17 protein-coding genes are annotated in these 17,150 nt (G+C 39.9%); 12 read left to right on the top strand and 5 right to left on the bottom strand.

Annotated elements, in window-relative coordinates; all coding sequences use genetic code 11:
• Window positions 1-30: 30 nt before the first annotated feature.
• Window positions 31-447 (bottom strand): DUF2141 domain-containing protein, encoded by a 417-nt coding sequence (locus GILLI_RS05910; RefSeq protein WP_006988196.1) that lies wholly within the window; start codon window positions 445-447, stop codon window positions 31-33.
• Window positions 448-727: 280 nt separating this feature from the next.
• Between GILLI_RS05910 and GILLI_RS17635 the strand changes: the two genes are divergently transcribed.
• Window positions 728-1,246: a hypothetical protein gene (locus GILLI_RS17635; RefSeq protein ID WP_006988195.1), complete on the top strand. Its 519-nt coding sequence runs from the start codon at window positions 728-730 to the stop codon at window positions 1,244-1,246.
• Window positions 1,247-1,463: 217 nt separating this feature from the next.
• Complete coding sequence (locus tag GILLI_RS05900) at window positions 1,464-2,306, top strand: hypothetical protein (protein WP_006988194.1); 843 nt, start codon at window positions 1,464-1,466, stop codon at window positions 2,304-2,306.
• A gap of 159 nt (window positions 2,307-2,465) precedes the next feature.
• Here the strand turns inward: GILLI_RS05900 and GILLI_RS05895 are convergent, their stop codons facing one another.
• From GILLI_RS05895 to GILLI_RS05885, 3 genes are read right to left on the bottom strand one after another with little or no spacing between them, the layout of a single operon-like run.
• Window positions 2,466-2,921 carry a universal stress protein gene (locus tag GILLI_RS05895; RefSeq protein WP_006988193.1) on the bottom strand — a complete coding sequence of 152 codons (456 nt, stop codon included), beginning with the start codon at window positions 2,919-2,921 and terminating at the stop codon, window positions 2,466-2,468.
• Between the two features lie 10 nt (window positions 2,922-2,931).
• On the bottom strand, window positions 2,932-3,849 hold the full coding sequence (locus tag GILLI_RS05890; protein ID WP_006988192.1) for a 2-hydroxyacid dehydrogenase: 918 nt from the start codon (window positions 3,847-3,849) through the stop codon (window positions 2,932-2,934).
• A gap of 23 nt (window positions 3,850-3,872) precedes the next feature.
• Window positions 3,873-5,237 (bottom strand): acyl-CoA dehydrogenase family protein, encoded by a 1,365-nt coding sequence (locus tag GILLI_RS05885; protein ID WP_006988191.1) that lies wholly within the window; start codon window positions 5,235-5,237, stop codon window positions 3,873-3,875.
• A gap of 396 nt (window positions 5,238-5,633) precedes the next feature.
• Between GILLI_RS05885 and GILLI_RS17630 the strand changes: the two genes are divergently transcribed.
• On the top strand, window positions 5,634-6,362 hold the full coding sequence (locus tag GILLI_RS17630; protein ID WP_006988190.1) for an SRPBCC family protein: 729 nt from the start codon (window positions 5,634-5,636) through the stop codon (window positions 6,360-6,362).
• 86 nt (window positions 6,363-6,448) lie between these two features.
• Here GILLI_RS17630 and metK read toward each other — a convergent pair whose 3' ends face one another.
• Entirely contained in the window at window positions 6,449-7,708 is a 1,260-nt protein-coding gene (gene metK, locus GILLI_RS05875) for a methionine adenosyltransferase (protein ID WP_006988189.1), read from the bottom strand.
• 976 nt (window positions 7,709-8,684) lie between these two features.
• On the opposite strand from metK, the gene GILLI_RS05865 reads away from it, so the two are divergent.
• From GILLI_RS05865 to GILLI_RS05825, 9 genes are all read left to right on the top strand, one after another.
• Entirely contained in the window at window positions 8,685-9,977 is a 1,293-nt protein-coding gene (locus GILLI_RS05865) for an O-acetylhomoserine aminocarboxypropyltransferase/cysteine synthase family protein (RefSeq protein WP_006988187.1), read from the top strand.
• A gap of 89 nt (window positions 9,978-10,066) precedes the next feature.
• Window positions 10,067-11,080: an alpha/beta fold hydrolase gene (locus tag GILLI_RS18355; RefSeq protein WP_006988186.1), complete on the top strand. Its 1,014-nt coding sequence runs from the start codon at window positions 10,067-10,069 to the stop codon at window positions 11,078-11,080.
• Entirely contained in the window at window positions 11,043-12,128 is a 1,086-nt protein-coding gene (locus GILLI_RS18350; RefSeq protein ID WP_006988185.1) for a homoserine dehydrogenase family protein, read from the top strand. The genes GILLI_RS18355 and GILLI_RS18350 overlap by 38 nt, the downstream gene beginning before the upstream one ends.
• Before the next feature lie 5 nt (window positions 12,129-12,133).
• The gene (locus tag GILLI_RS05850; RefSeq protein WP_006988184.1) at window positions 12,134-13,303 is read left to right on the top strand and encodes a trans-sulfuration enzyme family protein; all 1,170 of its coding nucleotides are present in this window, start codon (window positions 12,134-12,136) and stop codon (window positions 13,301-13,303) included.
• A gap of 141 nt (window positions 13,304-13,444) precedes the next feature.
• On the top strand, window positions 13,445-13,861 hold the full coding sequence (locus GILLI_RS05845) for an RrF2 family transcriptional regulator (RefSeq protein ID WP_006988183.1): 417 nt from the start codon (window positions 13,445-13,447) through the stop codon (window positions 13,859-13,861).
• A gap of 132 nt (window positions 13,862-13,993) precedes the next feature.
• Window positions 13,994-14,251, top strand: a complete 258-nt coding sequence (locus GILLI_RS05840; protein WP_006988182.1) for a DUF2061 domain-containing protein — start codon at window positions 13,994-13,996, stop codon at window positions 14,249-14,251.
• Window positions 14,248-14,877 carry a phosphoadenosine phosphosulfate reductase domain-containing protein gene (locus GILLI_RS05835; protein ID WP_006988181.1) on the top strand — a complete coding sequence of 210 codons (630 nt, stop codon included), beginning with the start codon at window positions 14,248-14,250 and terminating at the stop codon, window positions 14,875-14,877. The genes GILLI_RS05840 and GILLI_RS05835 overlap by 4 nt, the downstream gene beginning before the upstream one ends.
• A 12-nt stretch (window positions 14,878-14,889) precedes the next feature.
• Complete coding sequence (cysD, locus tag GILLI_RS05830; protein WP_006988180.1) at window positions 14,890-15,789, top strand: sulfate adenylyltransferase subunit CysD; 900 nt, start codon at window positions 14,890-14,892, stop codon at window positions 15,787-15,789.
• Window positions 15,790-15,890: 101 nt separating this feature from the next.
• Window positions 15,891-17,135, top strand: a complete 1,245-nt coding sequence (locus GILLI_RS05825) for a sulfate adenylyltransferase subunit 1 (RefSeq protein WP_006988179.1) — start codon at window positions 15,891-15,893, stop codon at window positions 17,133-17,135.
• The last annotated feature ends 15 nt before the right edge of the window (window positions 17,136-17,150 follow it).

Here is a 17,150-nt window from a genome sequence, read left to right as displayed (position 1 = left end):
TGTTATTCTTAGGAAGCTCCCCAGATCTTTTTACAAACGGATCTTCAGCTTCACAATCTCCCCGTTCCTGACTTCAAATTTTGCGTTTTCCCACTTTGGAGGGCCAAATGTCCCTTTTGCATTATTGGAAGCTCCATAGCTCTCTTTTGGTATTCCTAAAAAGTTAGTGGTGAGTTCTCCATTATCATCTTCATCGTGAAATACAGAAACTGCATAGATGCCGTCTGGAATATCCTTAAAAGTAAAGATTGCTTTTTTATCCTTAATCTCCACTTCTTTACCCTTGTATTCATTTTCCAAAAATGAATCTTCTGTGTTATAAAGGCCAATAAAAGCAGCGCCTTTGTTGGAGTCGAAATTAATGATTTCAACTTCTGTGCTATTTTGAGCACTAAGGATTAAAATTCCGCTGAGAAAAATAATCGACATCACGATTGAATGTTTCATCTGTTTGTTTTATTGTTTGTGCGGACTCCCGATAGGTCTGGAATAACATCCATATAAACATACCCCTGTGTGAGAAAATTTTTTTAATGGATGTTTCATGTTCTTTTTTATTATCTGCTTCTAAGTAATTAGAATAAGGTACGTAATTAAATCAAAATATTTTTAATAAGATTTCACTTCATTTCTGAAAAGCAGATCTTGGTTATTTTGTTTTGAACTTTGCGTATCATAGAAAGGCAGATGAAAAAATTGATACTATTTAAGAGAAATAAAATAACGAATGGCCGAAAAATTTCAAAACAAATACCGTAGTGCATCTGCACGTTTGAAAACCTGGGATTATGGATGGAATGGAGCATATTTTGTAAGTATTTGCACCCAAAGCAGAGAATGTTTTTTCGGGAATATTTCCGATGGAAAAATGCATTTATCCGAAATCGGGGAAATCGCCCATAATTTTTGGATCGAAATCCCGAATCATTTTCCATTCGTGAAATTGGGGGAATTTATCGTGATGCCCAATCATATGCACGGAATCATTATTATTGATAAATTGGATGACGGACGGGGGAATAATGGTAGGGACGTCCAAATTGGACGTCCCTACCATTATTCCCTAAATCACGAACGTCACGCCACCCAAAACAAACAAAACCGGAGGAAAAAACGAACAATGGAAACCCGGAACCCTGGGCGTTATTATCAACCAATACAAACGGGTTTGTACCATCAATGCCCGAAAAATCAATCCCGAATTCGGTTGGCAAACCCGATTTTACGATGTTATTATCAGGGATGACAGGGCATTTCATACGATTTCAAATTATGTCATCAATAATCCGAAAAAATGGTAGATAGATACGCCTAATTTGTAATAGATACACCCAATTTGGGCGTATCTATCACAAATTCACGCTAATTCAAAATTGTTATCGATAAATTTCACCAGCAGATTTAAGCTTTGCCATATAAATTTAAATATTAAATTTGCTGAATTTTAATTCCGGAAGATCTCTATGACAACCATCCTTTATATCACCGATCTTTATTACAATGCAAAAGGCCGTAACTACTATGAAGAAGATCTTTTTATAACATCCAGATTAAAACAGCATTTCAATATATTAATTGCGCATCCCCAACAGGTGATCGCATTTTTGGACCGTGCAGATATTCTTGTGTATAGAAACACCGGCTCCATCCTGGGATATGAAGAATATTTCAAAGATTTTTTACACGCGGTTAAAGAAAAGAACGTCCTTACCTTCAATTCCTTTGACGGCAAGGCAGACCAAAAGGGGAAACAATATCTTCTCGACTTGCAGGCGCTGAAATATCCCGTGATACCTACAGTAGAAAATATGGCAAATATTGAGGCCCTTGGAAATCCGGAAAAATACATTGTGAAATTAAAAAATGGTGCCGATTCCATTGGAATGGAACTGCTTACCCGGGAAGAGCTATTTGAAGTTAAACCTGAAGGGAAATTGATCCAGCCCTGGATAAATTTTGAATACGAAGTTTCATTCTATTATCTCAACAATGAATTCCAATATGCGATGTATGCTCCAAACAAACAGAAGCGGTGGGAACTCACCGAATATACTGCAACCCCTGCAGATTTGGAATTTGCGCGCAAATTCCAAATCTGGAACAATATAGACCGCGGAATCACACGCGTAGATGCCTGCCGTTTGCAAGACGGATCCCTGCTCCTGGTAGAGCTGGAAGATCTTAACCCTTTTCTTTCCCTAGAATTACTGTCGGAGCGGAAAAGAAATCAATTTATAAATAATTTGGTGATCGCCTTAACGCAGATGATTCCTGAGAAACCTCAAGTGGATAAGGTATTGGATTGAATTAGATAAAATATATTTTCTATAGAAAGGCTTCCCTGCGGAAAGTTTTTTTTGGATTGCTGCGCCGGGTTCAAGCCTCCTCCACGAGGTTTTCTTGTGTCTTCAAAGAAATCCTCTATAGGCTTATTCCCTAATCACAATCTATTAACCATTAATCTGTCATTCCTCCTTCTCATAAATAGGAATTGCCAAAAGCGGAATATTTCCCTTTTTTAATAGTTCCAGCGAAACGCTCTCCTGCAGCAAATTGTGGAAAAAACTGTGTTTGTGTGTTCCCACTATTAGCAAATCTGCCTTTAGTTTTTCGGCTTCCGCAATTACGGTTTCCACCGTGGAACCCTGAATTAACAATCCCTCCGATTCAATATTGTTATCTATAAAGGCTTCGGATAATTTTTGAAGCCTTCGATGCTCCTCTTTTAATTCATCTGCGCGAAAATCCCTGATATATTGCGGTCCTGGTTCGTAACCCACAAAATCAGGATCGGGGGCAGCTACATGGACAACCCAGATCTTGGCTCCAAATTTTGACGCAATACTTTCAGCAAACCCCATTAATTCACCAAGGGCATCATTAAAATCTACCGCAACCAGGATATTCCTTATTTCTTTCATAATTCACATTTTAATAACCTTTTTGACGCTTCACTATATTTTTCAGCGGTTTTCCCTCTGTCATCCGGATGTAATTTTGAACCAGCTGAGGAACCACTTTCCTGGGGTCGGTAACACTGGCGATATGCGGTGAGATCCTGATCTTCGGATTCTTCCAAAACGGATGTTCCTCTGGTAGAGGTTCTTTTCGGAAAACATCCAGGCTCGCGCCGGAAAGATGTCCGGTATCAACCATTTCAAGCAAATCGTGTTCCACCAGGTGTTGTCCGCGGGCAACGTTGATAATATATGCTCCCTTTGGCAATTTTTGAAACAATTCCTTGTTGAGGATATTCTCGGTTTGTTGGGTCAAAGGAAGAAGACAAACCAAGATATTCGTTTGGCTTAAAAATTCATCCAGCTGGTCTTCCCCATAAATTGTTATTGCTGCATCGGGTTTTGGTTGTGTTGCCCATCCGGAAACCTCAAACCCTACATTGGTAAGTGTTTTAACAACCGCACTTCCCAAAACTCCAACACCCATTACTCCTATATGCTGATCTTCAATTCTTAAATAATCTGTTTGTTCCCAGGATGTATGGTTATGATGAAATGAAAGGTCCCTTAAATGATTCATCACCAAAGCCAGTACAAAAGCACTCATATCTATCGTAAGCTGATCGTCTATTATACGGGTAATCGTGACATTTTCCGGAATTTCAGGGTCGCTGGTAATATGATCTACACCGGCGCCCATGGAGGCGATTACTTTTAAGTTGGGATAATTTTTAAAAATACCCCGCGGGTGTTTCCAGGTAACGGCATATTCAACTTCTTCCTTAGCATGTTCTTCCGGATATGCGATTATTTTCATGCCGGGATGTTGATTTTTTAATTCCTGAACCCAGGCTTCCGGGTCTCTTCCCGGGCTGATAACTATTACTGACATTTTATTTTTTTGTATGATTCGTATTAATTCACAAAAGCACTGTATCCGGTTATTGCCCGTCCAACAATGAGTGTATTTATTTCTTTTGTTCCTTCGTAACTATAAATTGCTTCGGCATCTGCCACAAATCTGGCTACATCGTATTCCAGCAGGATTCCATTTCCTCCCAACACTTCCCGGGCGCGGCTTACCACATCTCTGGTTCGCATACTGCAAAATACTTTGGCTAGTGAGGCATGCTCATCTGTGAGAATTCCCTGATCCTGCATTTCAGATAACCGGAAAACCAAGGTTTGCATCGCAGTAAGATTGGAAAGCATTTCCACCAGGTGGTCCTGGATAAGCTGAAAAGAAGCGATTGGTCGCCCAAATTGTTCCCGTTTTTTAGTGTATTTTAAAGCACTCTCGTAGGCTCCCCGGGCACAGCCAACAGCCTGCCAGGCCACTCCGGCCCTTGTCATTCTTAGGACTTTTGCCGTGTCTTTAAAGGAATTGGCATGTTTTAACCGATCGTTCTCAGGTATTTTACAATTGGTTAAGGTAATAAGGGCGTTTTGAACGATACGAAGTGCCATCTTATCTTCCATTTTTTCGGCTTTAAACCCTGGATTTTCTTTTCGAACAATAAATCCTTTTACCCTATTGGTATCTTCATCTCTTGCCCATATAATGATAACATCGGCAAAAGTGGCATTTCCAATCCATTTTTTTTGTCCGTTCAACACCCAGTTCTCTCCATCAAAACTACAGGTGGTTTCCATTCCTCCTGCCACTCCGGAACCTACATTAGGCTCGGTAAGTCCAAAAGCACCAATTTTTTCTAATTTCTGCATAGCTGGAAGCCATTCCTGTTTTTGGGCTTCGCTTCCGCATAAATAAATAGATCCCATCGCAAGCCCGCTGTGCACTCCAAAAAAGGTAGAAATTGATACATCTACCCGTGCGATTTCCTGTGCGATAATACCTTCCATAAGGAAGGAATGATTTGGGCAGCCGTAGCCTTCATAAGGCACTCCGGCAACATTGAGCTTTGCAAATTTCTCTATGATCTCAAAGGGGAATTTCGCCCTGTTCCAATGGTCATTTACCAAAGGTTTAACCTCATCTTCCATAAAGTTCCTCACTTTCAGCTGAATTTCCCGTTGCTCTGGAGTAAGTTTAAGATCCAGGTTATAAAAATCTCCATCGATAGGAGGAAGGTCACTTTGTCCTTTTTTCTTTTTGGTTTTCAGCATTTTCATCAAACCTTTTAGCTGCCGCTCATCTAATGCTCCAAGCGCATTCATAGCCTCCGGCAAGTCGATATGCTTGCTGATATTTGCAAGTTGATCCAAATCAACCGACTTTAATAAATTGATCGTATTTTTTACTTTTCCGAATATAGACATTGAGGATTATTTAGATTTCCTTAAAAATAAGTATTTAAAGCGGGTACTTTTGTTAAAGCTTTCCGAAGAAATTTTTATCCGAACCAATGTTGAGGTTAGGTACTCAATTGGCTTCTTCTATAAAATTGAATAGCTGATATTCTGATGTATATTTCTTTTCAATTTTTTTGTAAAAACACCTGAAACATTAATAAAAATTTATAAAATATTTGTAATTCATTTATTATTAGAGTTTTAACTTTAGACTAATCGCGTTTTCGCATTGTAGAGGTATACTAAGGAAACCGCATAAAGAAACTGAATATTCCGGTTTTATGACGGGCACTAGATTGGAGTTAACTACGGGGTACTCCCGGTATTTAAAATATTTAAACGGATAAACTAAAAACAAGAACGATGGAAGCACAAAATGAAAAGGGAGGGTCTACAGGATCCGGAAGAACAACGAGACAGCAAAATGAAGGGATTACTGGGGATAAAGGTAGATCTGGAAATAGAGGGAATGAAACGGGAAATTCGCTAAATGATATTGGTGTGAACAAAAACCAGTTTCTTACCGCTTTAGGAGTTGTTGCAGGGGGCGTATTGCTTTATAAAGGAGCAAAAGCGCTAACCGGTTCAGGGAGAACGGGAATTAACAAGAAAGCTATTGTAGAGATTAAGAGTAATTTAGTGATTAAAAGGCCAAAAGAGGAACTGTATGCATATTGGCGAAATCTTGAAAACCTGCCTAACTTCATGAGTCATATTGAGGAGATTAATCAAGTAAATGATAAAAGATCTCATTGGGTTGCTGCGGTTCCTGGAGGATTGGGACATATTGAATGGGAAGCCGAAATTATATGGGAGCAGGAAAACCAATTGATCGTCTGGAGATCCCTGCCGGATTCTGAAATAGAGAATTCTGGGGAAGTGAGATTTCAGGATTCAGGCAACAGGAAAAGCACTATTGTAGAAACGACTATTTCTTACAGACCACCGGCGGGTAAAGCAGGGGGATTGGCGGCAAAATTACTAAATCCGGCCTTTAAAAAAATCGTTGAGAGCGACCTTAAGGAATTTAAAAAGGTAATGGAAATGGGAGGCATTTCCAGGCGTAAAGGTTCTCCGGCAAGCAGGATGTAGTATCCGGTCTATACTTAAAAACAATAAACCTCACAGTTTTTAAATGCTGTGAGGTTTGTTTATTTTAGACTTTTTGGGGTTAGGTTTTAGGCCAATCCAAAAGCTTCTTTTACCTTATCTACATAGTCCAGTTTCTCCCAGGTAAACAATTCTACCTCCCGGGTGATTTTTCCGTTATAGGGACTTTCAAAAATCTTGGTTATGGTTCGTGGTTCCTTTCCCATATGTCCGTAAGCAGCGGTCTCGCGGTAAATAGGATTTCGCAGTTTAAGACGGTTTTCTATAGCTGCCGGACGCATATCAAATAGTTCGGCAACTTTTTTGGAGATGTCTCCGTTGGACATTTTCACATTGGATTTTCCATAGGTATCAACATAAATGGAGGTTGGTTCTACAACTCCTATCGCATAAGAAACCTGTACCAGGATCTCATCGGAGAGACCTGCGGCAACAAGGTTTTTAGCGATATGCCGCGCTGCATAGGCTGCAGATCGGTCTACTTTACTTGGATCTTTCCCGGAAAATGCTCCTCCTCCGTGAGCGCCTTTTCCGCCGTAGGTATCCACGATGATCTTCCTTCCTGTAAGTCCGGCATCCCCGTGAGGACCGCCAATTACAAACTTTCCCGTAGGATTGATGTGGTACGTGATCTTATCGTTAAATAATTTTTGTACATATTCCGGAAGTTGTGCCTTCACACGCGGAATAAGGATTTCGATAATATCTTTCTTGATCTTAGTCAACATATGATCATCATCCTCATCAAATTCATCGTGCTGTGTAGAAACCACGATGGCCTCAATTCGCTGAGGTACATTCTCATCGCTGTATTCTATGGTCACCTGGCTTTTTGAATCCGGTCGAAGATAAAGGATATCCTTTTCTTCCCTTCTCAGTTTCGCCAGTTCTATCAGGATCTTATGGGAAATATCCAGGGCCAATGGCATGTAATTTTCGGTTTCTTTTGTGGCATATCCAAACATCATTCCCTGGTCTCCCGCGCCTTGTTCTTCTTTGTTGGCACGATCTACCCCCTGGTTGATGTCTTGGGATTGTTCGTGAATAAGGGAAATCACTCCGCAGGAATCTCCACTAAATTTATAGGCTCCCTTGGTGTAACCAATGTCATTAATCACTTCGCGTGCAATGTGCTGCACATCAAGGTAGGTGTTGCTTTTAACTTCCCCGGCTAAAACTACCTGCCCGGTAGTAACAAGGGTTTCGCAAGCTACTTTTGAATTTTCATCAAAAGCCAGGAAATTATCTAAAAGGGCGTCGCTAATCTGGTCTGCAACTTTATCGGGGTGTCCTTCAGAAACACTTTCCGAAGTAAATAAATAGGCCATTTAATATATTTAAATTAAAAGTAAGAGGCTATTTGACGTGAAAGGCTAAAGGAGATACTACTGCTTTAGCGTTTTTTAAAGGGTTGCAATCAGTCAAATTACCCTGGTATCAATCAGTGGCAAATGTATAAAATTTGAATGAATAGCATACTGCTTTAGCGTTTTTTTAAACTGTGTTGAACGCCCCGTTTTGCCAAAAGGCCTTCCCATCTGGTCAGGCCGGCTCACGGCGGGCTCTCGCGGGTCGCTTCCCGATAAAAAAAATCGGGAGAGCTCCAGCAACCGCTCCATCCCTGGCGCAAAATTCGGGATTAAAAGAGTATATAAGTTCAAAAAAACAAGAGAGAAGTTTTTTTTAAAATTTTGAGGCCCTATAAGCCCAATGATTATAGGGATTCTAATCTTTATTTTCATTTATTTAAAAATAAATTTGTTTTATAAAAGTTTCTGTCGTTACATTTGTAAAATTCAAAACAAGAAAATGTACCAGTTTATTTGCAATATGATGATGTGTATGATGGGGAGAAATTCCGCAGCGTGTCCAATTGCATAAAACTTAAATTATAAGAATTGCAAAAGACCGCTGCCACCGCAGCGGTCTTTTTTTTTGAGATTCCCGAAAACCGAAAACCGAAAACCGAAAACCGAAAACCGAAAACCGAGAACTGAAAACCGAAAACTGAAAACTAAAAATAAAAGAAAATGAATATTAACCCGGCAATAGAAAAAATGATGTGTTGTATAATGCAAATGTGTATGATGTACGCACCAACCCGCTATTGCCAGAAATTCAGGATATAATTAACTATAGAGTTCAATTCCTAAATCCCTTCGGCAATCCAGCTGAAGGGATTTTTTTTTAGCCCCCCTCCCGATAGCGATCGGGACCAAAGGGGGAGCAAATGGCAAAAGATAAAAGAAAACTTAAATCACTAAAGACCAACAAATATTAACTAATCATTTAAAACTTAAAATCATGAGTACACAAAAATTCGCAACAAATGCACTGCACGCAGGACACGATGTAACTGCAAACGGAGGAACCAGGGCAGTTCCAATTTATCAAACCACCTCCTATGTATTTAAAAATTCCGATCACGCCGCTAATTTATTTTCACTGGCCGAACCCGGATTTATTTACACCCGCATCAACAATCCCACGAACGATATCCTTGAACAGCGGCTTGCAGCGCTTGAAGGTGGTATTGCAGCTGTGGTGACTGCATCGGGGACAGCAGCAATAAATACATCCTTGCTAACCTTGTTAAGATCTGGAGATCATATCGTTGCTTCCAACAGTCTTTATGGTGGGACGTACAACCTTTTAAGTGTTACTTTACCCAGGTTTGGGATTACAACCACGTTTGTAGATCCTTCAGATCCTGAAAATTTTGACAAGGCCGTTCAGGAAAATACACGGGTGTTCTTTATTGAATCCCTTGGGAATCCAAAACTCGATGTGCTGGATATAAAAGCGATTTCAAACTATGCCAAAGCGCATAAAGTTCCGCTTTTTGTAGATAATACGGTGGCGACTCCTTCACTTCTTAATCCCATTGAGCACGGTGCCGATATCGTGATCCATTCCCTTACAAAATATATCAATGGAAATGGAACATCCTTAGGCGGAGTGATCATTGATGCAGGGAAATTCGACTGGGCAAACGGAAAATTCCCTGAGTTCACAGAGCCTTCGGCCGGGTACCATGGACTTGTTTATCACGATGCTTTAAAGGAAGCCGCGTTTATTGCCAAGGTGCGTATCGAAGGATTGCGGGACCACGGAGCTGTTTTGAGTCCGTTTAATGCTTTTCAAATCATCCAGGGATTGGAAACCTTGGAACTAAGAATCAAAAAACATAGTGAAAATGCTTTGGAACTGGCCCAATGGCTTAAGCAGCAACCGGAGGTTAAATGGGTGAATTATCCAGGCCTGGAGGAAAGTCCATATTATGATCTTGCGAAGAAATATCTACCAAAAGGGCAAAGCGGAATTGTGACTTTTGGAGTAGACGGCGGATTTGAATCGGCAAAAGTAATCGCCGATGAAACCAAAATCTTCTCACTCCTTGCAAATATTGGTGACACTAAATCCCTTATTATTCACCCTTCCAGCACAACGCATCAGCAGTTAAATGAAGAGCAACAAGAAGCTGCCGGAGTTACAAAAGATCTTATTCGACTTTCGGTTGGACTGGAAGATCTGGCAGACCTGAAATTGGATTTGAAACAGGCTTTTGCAAAGATCGATAAAAAGGTAGTGTTGTAAGAAGGAGGGGAACTTTTGGCAAACCGATGCTAAGGTGGATTTTCGGTTTAACTTGTCAGGATTGATTTCAGTAAAAAAACATAAAAAGCATGCTTCAGGAAATAACAATATCAGAATTTGAGAATAGTAAAGGGACTGTTCAAAATATTCATTTAAGCTATCAAATTTTCGGAAGGGAATTAGGGACAGCACCGATCGTTCTGGTAAATCATTCCCTGAGTGGAAATTCTGAAATAACCGGAAAAAATGGTTGGTGGAATGAGATCGTGGGAGAAGGGAAAAGTATAGATCCCCGGGATTATACCATTTTAGCCCTGGATATGCCGGGGAATGGGTTCACCGGAAAGTCGGCACATTTGCTCCATAATTATAAGGAATTCACGCTTCGGGATATCGCTAAAATATTTGTTGAAACTATTGAAAGGCTTGAAATAACCGAAATTTTTGCAGGGATAGGGGGATCTATTGGCGGAGCATTGCTTTGGGAAATGGCGGTATTAAAGCCATCCTTGATTCGGCATCTTTTTCCCATCGCGACAGATTATAAGGCGACTCACTGGGTAAAGGCGCTGTGTAAAGTTCAGGACCAGATTCTAAACAATTCGGCAGAGCCGGTGAAAGATGCCAGGATGCATGCAATGACCTTTTACAGGAGTCCGCAGTCGTTTACGGCCAAATTTGGAGGTTTTCATGAACAAAATGAAGGAAGCTGGACTATAGAACGCTGGCTGGAGTATCACGGGAATAAGCTGGAAGAACGTTTTCAACTGGCGACTTATAAACTCATGAACCATTTGCTTACCACTATTGATATAAGTAATGGAAACGGAGATTATATAAGCGCTGCAGCTAAAGTTGAATCTGATATTCATATAATTACGGTGAATTCCGATCGGTTTTTTCTGCCGGATGATAACTGGGAAACCTTTGTAGATCTTTCTTTACGAAAGAAAAACGTACACATTTACGAGATCAAATCGGTTCATGGACACGACGCCTTTTTAATCGAAAATGCCCAGTTGGCAGGGTTTTTAAACCCAATTTTTCAAACAAACAAAACAACAAATGAAAACAATAAACATCGTGCTCTTTGGAGTAGGTAATGTTGGCAGCACGCTGATTAATCAAATACTAGGTCTAAAGAAACAACTTGGGGAGAATGGGGAACTCGAATTGAATTTACCGGTAGTTGTAAATTCCAGTACCGCATTTTTTGAGAAAAAGGGAATTACGCCTTCCTGGGAAGCGAATTTTAAAACCTTTGGAGTGCCTTACAAACTCAAAGATATTATTGATTATTTGAAGCGGCATCAACTTGAAAACCTGGTAGCGGTGGATGCTACGGCAAGTGAAGAACTGGTTGCGAAGTATCCTTTTTTGATAAAGAACGGATTTCATATTGTGGCCGCAAATAAAGTGGCAAATACACTTTCTACAGAATTCTATTTGAACCTGCGGAAGGATTTGAAAAAGTACAACAGGCAGTTTTTTTATGAAACCAATGTGGGTGCCGGATTGCCGGTGGTTGAAACATTAAAAAATTTATATGCTTCCGGAGAAAAAGTGACAAAGATACGGGGAGTATTTTCAGGATCTCTGAGTTATATTTTTAATACTTTTTCTGAATCTGAAAAATCTTTTGATACTGTTTTAACCGAAGCCGGGGAGAAGGGGTTTACAGAACCCGATCCAAGAATTGATCTTTCCGGAAAGGATGTAGGCCGGAAATTATTGATTCTGGCGCGGGAACTTCAGCTGAAAAAGGAACTTTCAGAAATAAAAATCCAGGACCTGGTGCCGGTACATTTGAATGGAGGCAGCAGTCTGGAAAATTTCAGAAATAATCAGTCCGATCTAAATTCAGGATTTCAGAATCTAAGATCAGCTTTGCAACAAGATGAGGTCATACGGCATATTGGCGAATTGAAGGTGGCAACCGGTTCCCTGGAGGTGAAACTTGTAAATGAAAAGAAAACCTCCCCTTTTGGGAGCCTTCAACACGCCGATGCTTCCTTTGAAATTTATACCGAATCTTATGGTGAGCGTCCCATTGTGATCCAGGGTGCAGGGGCTGGTGCAGCAGTTACCGCACGAGGAGTGCTTTCAGATATTTTGAAGCTTTCAGGAACTATCGAAAACAGTAAAAACTAAAAACAATGGAGTTCAAAAACATTGAAACAACCGCTATCCGTACCCAGATCGAAAGGTCACAGTATCTCGAACATTCTGCTCCCTTGTATTTAACCTCCAGTTATGTTTTTGAGGATGCAGAGGATATGAGGGCTTCATTTTCAGAAGAAAAAGAGCGGAATATCTACAGCCGGTTTTCCAATCCCAATACTTCAGAATTTGTGGATAAGATTGCGGCCATGGAAGGTGCGGAAACCGGATATGCCTTTGCAACAGGAATGTCGGCTATATTTTCCACTCTGGCGGCATTGCTTAATAGCGGAGATCATGTTATTTCGGGAAGATCGGTTTTTGGATCTACACATACGCTGTTCACCAAATATTTTCCGAAGTGGAACATAAGCCACAGTTATTTTAGTGTTACAGAAGTGGATAAAATTGAAAGTTTGATTAAACCGGAGACTAAAATATTGTTTGCTGAAACGCCTACCAACCCGGGCTTGGATATTCTGGATCTTGAAAAATTGGGAGTGATCGCAAAAAAGCATAATCTTATCCTGATCATTGACAATTGTTTTGCGACCCCTTATTTACAAAATCCAATAAAATTTGGGGCAGATCTGGTTATACATTCGGCCACAAAATTAATAGACGGGCAGGGCAGGGTTTTAGGCGGAGTTACTGTGGGAAGAGCAAATTTGATAAGGGAGATCTATTTGTTTTCAAGGAATACGGGCCCGGCTTTATCTCCATTTAATGCCTGGATACTTTCCAAAAGCCTGGAAACCCTTGCGGTACGGCTTGACCGGCATTGTGAAAATGCCTTGAAAGTAGCCGAATTTCTTGAAAAGGAACCCAGGGTAGAACGTGTGAAATATCCGTTTTTAAAGTCGCATCCGGACTATGAAATAGCCAGGAAACAAATGAAACAGGGTGGCAATGTGGTTTCATTTATAATAAAAGGCGGAATTGAAGCCGGAAGGAGTTTCATAGATGCTATAAAACTTTGTTCATTATCGGCAAATTTAGGCGACACCCGGAGTATAGTAACCCATCCGGCATCCACCACACATAGTAAATTAAGTGAAGAGGAAAGGTTGGAAACAGGGATTTATCCGGGTTTGGTAAGGGTTTCGGTGGGGTTGGAGCACGTGGATGATATTATTGGAGATTTAAAACAGGCCTTAAATTCCTGATAAATGAAACATCTGGCAGTAAATAATCAAGTTGCTGGAAGCCAGCTAAGGAACCAGGTCTAAGATGGAATTAAGTTAAAGAATAGTGTAAAGGGAATTATAGGACAGGACATAAAACGAATAATTAATTATATTCGCTTTATGCTTTCAAAAAAAACAAAATACGGGATAAAGGCCCTGACTTATCTCGCCAGACAAACTGATAGAAAACCTGTTCAAACGCCAAATATTGCAGAAAGTGAGAATATTTCACTCAAATTTCTGGAGAGTATTTTGCTCATTTTGAGAAAAGCGGGATTTCTGGGTTCAAAAAAGGGAAAAGGCGGGGGATATTATTTGTTAAGGGAACCCAAAGATATTTCAATGATCGATGTAATCAGGGTTTTGGAAGGTCCAATCGCGATGTTGCCTTGCGTGAGTTTGAATTATTATGAAAAATGTTCCGATTGTCCTGATGAAAGCTTGTGTTCTGTAAATAGATTAATGATCCAGGTACGGGACTCTACTTTGAGAGTATTAGGAGAGAATACCCTGGCAGATATTGCCGGAAAGTTTTAATAGATCAGATATAAAATGTTAAAATAAATAATTTAAGCCAATTTTAATTGGCTTTTAGATGGAGCAAGGTTACATTTACCAAATAACCTAGTAACCCGATGGGGTATTATCCTAAGTTGTAAAATAAGAGTTATGTTAATACAGCAATCCGTGACGAAAACTAGTTTTAATAAGGATAAGAGTACGGAAAAACCTTTGCGCAGTATTGCAAAGGCCATAAGCTGGCGAATAGTTGGAACCACAGATACTATTTTAATTTCCTGGTTGTTGACCGGCGAAATAAAGACTGCCGTTGCAATTGGCTCAATTGAAGTAATATCAAAAATGGTACTCTATTTTGGTCACGAAAGAATTTGGAATAGAATAACATTGGGAAAGGAAAAATCATGAAGAATTATACCGAAAAAGAATTAGAAGTGCTTAACCGGCAATTGAAGGGAGTTCCTCCCTCTGAAATTATACAATGGGCGATTCTGGATAAGCAACGTCCAGTTGTAACAACAAATTTCAGGCCTTACGAAGCTGCTATTTTGCATGCCTGTGTTCAAGTTGAACCAAATATAGATGTGATTTGGTGTGATACCGGTTATAACACGCCTCAAACCTATAAACACGCCAATGCGGTAATCGATATTTTAAACCTGAATGTTAAGCTTTATAACCCGGAACAAACTGCAGCTTACAGGGAAGCGATCATGGGAGGGATTCCCCAATTGGAAAGCCCCGAGTTTGAAGAATTTAGCAGGCAGGTAAAACTGGAACCTTTTCAACGTGCTATGAAAGAACAAAACCCGGATGTTTGGTTTACCAATTTAAGGAAAGGCCAAACAGATTTTAGGGATAGTATAGATATTTTAAGTTATAGCAAAGATGGGATTCTAAAAGTGAGTCCGTTTTATCATTGGAGTGATCAAAAACTCAATATTTACCTGGTAGAAAAGGAACTTCCTAACGAGTTTAAATATTTTGATCCAACAAAAGTATTGTCGAACAGAGAATGTGGTTTGCACTCTTAAAAAAGTTTAAAGATGAAAGAGATCTTAGTAAATAATGCACTGGAGAGTGAAGCCATTTATATTTTTAGGGAAGTGGTGGGGCAATTTGAAAATCCCGTATTGCTATTTTCGGGAGGAAAGGATTCTATTAGCCTTGTGAGACTGGCCCAAAAAGCTTTTCACCCGGCAAAGATCCCATTTCCGCTTTTACATGTAGATACGGGGCACAACTTTCCTGAAACTATTGAATTTAGGGATAGATTGGCAGAAGAACTGGGCCTTAAACTCATTGTAAGATATGTACAGGACGCCATTGATGATGGTAAAGTTATTGAAGAAACCGGAAAATATTCCAGTCGTAATATCCTTCAAACTACCACACTTTTAGAAGCTATAGAAGAATTTAAATTTGATGCCTGCATCGGTGGTGCAAGAAGAGATGAAGAGAAAGCCCGTGCCAAGGAACGAATTTTTTCAGTTAGAAATGATTTTGGGGAATGGGACGAAAAAAACCAGCGTCCTGAGGTTTTTGATATGCTTAACGGAAGAATTGAGATTGGACAAAATGTGCGGGTTTTTCCAATATCTAACTGGACAGAACTTGATGTATGGAACTATATAGCCCTGGAGGAAATTGAGATCCCATCCATTTATTTTTCTCACGAACGTGAGATATTTGAGCGGGATGGTTTATTGTGGACAGCCTCTGAACATGTTTACCGCAATAAAGAAGAGCTTATAGAAACACGCAATGTAAGGTTCAGGACCATAGGAGATATAACCTGTACCGCGGCGGTAGAATCTGAAGCAGTTGGAATAGAAGAGGTGATCCGGGAGATTAGGGAATCTTCAATTTCTGAACGTGGTGCAAGAATAGACGACAAACGATCGGAAGCAGCGATGGAAACCAGGAAACAACAAGGGTACTTTTAAGCTCCCCAAACCTCCAAAAAGGTGATGGATAGAGGTTAGAAAGGAAAGAATATAAATTTAAATAATACAGTACTCTCCTTTGGGGAGGTTAGAAGGGGCTTATGGAAGTTTTAAAAATAGCAACGGCAGGCAGTGTGGATGATGGCAAAAGTACCTTGATAGGAAGACTGCTGTATGACACAAATTCGCTTACTACAGATAAACTGGAGGCCATAGAAAAAAGCAGCAGGAAAAAGGGATTTGATTATCTTGATTTTTCATTGGCAACCGATGGCCTTATAGCGGAGCGGGAACAAGGAATTACCATTGATGTGGCGCATATTTATTTCTCGACAAAAAAGAAAAGTTACATTATCGCCGATACCCCGGGACATGTGGAATATACGCGAAATATGGTGACCGGGGCTTCAACCTCACAGGTATCAATCATCCTGATAGATGCCAGAAAAGGCGTAATTGAACAAACCTATCGTCATTTTTTTATAAATAATTTACTCAGGATTAAAGAAGTGGTAGTGGCCGTGAATAAAATGGACATGGTCAATTATTCACAATCTGTTTTTGATGAAATTGTTGCAGATTTTAAGCAAATGCAAACCAAAAGTGAGTTTAAAGATCAAAACATCACTTTTATACCGGTAAGTGCATTATGGGGTGAAAATATTGCAGAAAAATCAGATGCAATGTCTTGGTATGACGGGGAAACCGTATTGTCACATCTGGAAAATATTAAGACTGAAGATTTTAATGAAATAAGTCAGGCCAGGTTTTCTGTTCAAACTGTAATACGTCCAAAAAGTGAAAAATACCATGATTTCAGGGGATATGCTGGTAAAATTACCGGGGACAGCCTGAAAGTTGGCGATAAAGTAACCGTTCTACCATCGCTTACCGGCTCAACCATTAAGGAAATATACTTTTTTAATAAGAATTATAATGAGGCACCGGCGGGAAGTTCGGTAACAATTACGCTGGAGAGTGAGATTAACGTGGCCAGGGGTGATATGCTTGTGAAATTTGACGAACTGCCAGAGCAAACTAAAATTCTGAATGCCACAATTTGCTGGATGGATGGAAAAGCGCTCCTGCCCGGAAACAAATATGTGCTTCAGCATAATACCAATAGCGTACTTGCCAAAATCGATAAAATCGACACAAATATTTCCACAGATTTTAGCGGAACTATCCAGGCTTCTTCACTTAAACTAAATGAAATAGGTCATGTATCAATAAAATTGAGCAAAGCTATCTATATAGATAAGTATAAACAAAACAAAGAAAATGGCAGGTTCATTTTAATTGATAATCAAACTAATACCACTGCCGGCGTAGGTTTTATTAATTAAAGAGCAAATGAAAGT

Source organism: Gillisia limnaea DSM 15749, assembly GCF_000243235.1.
GTDB lineage: Bacteria > Bacteroidota > Bacteroidia > Flavobacteriales > Flavobacteriaceae > Gillisia > Gillisia limnaea.
Note: the sequence above shows the minus strand (reverse complement) of the source record. Positions and strands in the feature narration are given on the sequence as shown.

Bases quoted from the DNA above. Each gene is read 5' to 3' on its own strand.
- GILLI_RS05910 (WP_006988196.1), bottom strand. From the start codon at position 447: ATGAAACATTCAATCGTGATGTCGATTATTTTTCTCAGCGGAATTTTA.
- GILLI_RS17635 (WP_006988195.1), top strand. From the start codon at position 728: ATGGCCGAAAAATTTCAAAACAAATACCGTAGTGCATCTGCACGTTTG.
- GILLI_RS05900 (WP_006988194.1), top strand. From the start codon at position 1,464: ATGACAACCATCCTTTATATCACCGATCTTTATTACAATGCAAAAGGC.
- GILLI_RS05895 (WP_006988193.1), bottom strand. From the start codon at position 2,921: ATGAAAGAAATAAGGAATATCCTGGTTGCGGTAGATTTTAATGATGCC.
- GILLI_RS05890 (WP_006988192.1), bottom strand. From the start codon at position 3,849: ATGTCAGTAATAGTTATCAGCCCGGGAAGAGACCCGGAAGCCTGGGTT.
- GILLI_RS05885 (WP_006988191.1), bottom strand. From the start codon at position 5,237: ATGTCTATATTCGGAAAAGTAAAAAATACGATCAATTTATTAAAGTCG.
- GILLI_RS17630 (WP_006988190.1), top strand. From the start codon at position 5,634: ATGGAAGCACAAAATGAAAAGGGAGGGTCTACAGGATCCGGAAGAACA.
- metK (WP_006988189.1), bottom strand. From the start codon at position 7,708: ATGGCCTATTTATTTACTTCGGAAAGTGTTTCTGAAGGACACCCCGAT.
- GILLI_RS05865 (WP_006988187.1), top strand. From the start codon at position 8,685: ATGAGTACACAAAAATTCGCAACAAATGCACTGCACGCAGGACACGAT.
- GILLI_RS18355 (WP_006988186.1), top strand. From the start codon at position 10,067: ATGCTTCAGGAAATAACAATATCAGAATTTGAGAATAGTAAAGGGACT.
- GILLI_RS18350 (WP_006988185.1), top strand. From the start codon at position 11,043: ATGAAAACAATAAACATCGTGCTCTTTGGAGTAGGTAATGTTGGCAGC.
- GILLI_RS05850 (WP_006988184.1), top strand. From the start codon at position 12,134: ATGGAGTTCAAAAACATTGAAACAACCGCTATCCGTACCCAGATCGAA.
- GILLI_RS05845 (WP_006988183.1), top strand. From the start codon at position 13,445: ATGCTTTCAAAAAAAACAAAATACGGGATAAAGGCCCTGACTTATCTC.
- GILLI_RS05840 (WP_006988182.1), top strand. From the start codon at position 13,994: ATGTTAATACAGCAATCCGTGACGAAAACTAGTTTTAATAAGGATAAG.
- GILLI_RS05835 (WP_006988181.1), top strand. From the start codon at position 14,248: ATGAAGAATTATACCGAAAAAGAATTAGAAGTGCTTAACCGGCAATTG.
- cysD (WP_006988180.1), top strand. From the start codon at position 14,890: ATGAAAGAGATCTTAGTAAATAATGCACTGGAGAGTGAAGCCATTTAT.
- GILLI_RS05825 (WP_006988179.1), top strand. From the start codon at position 15,891: ATGGAAGTTTTAAAAATAGCAACGGCAGGCAGTGTGGATGATGGCAAA.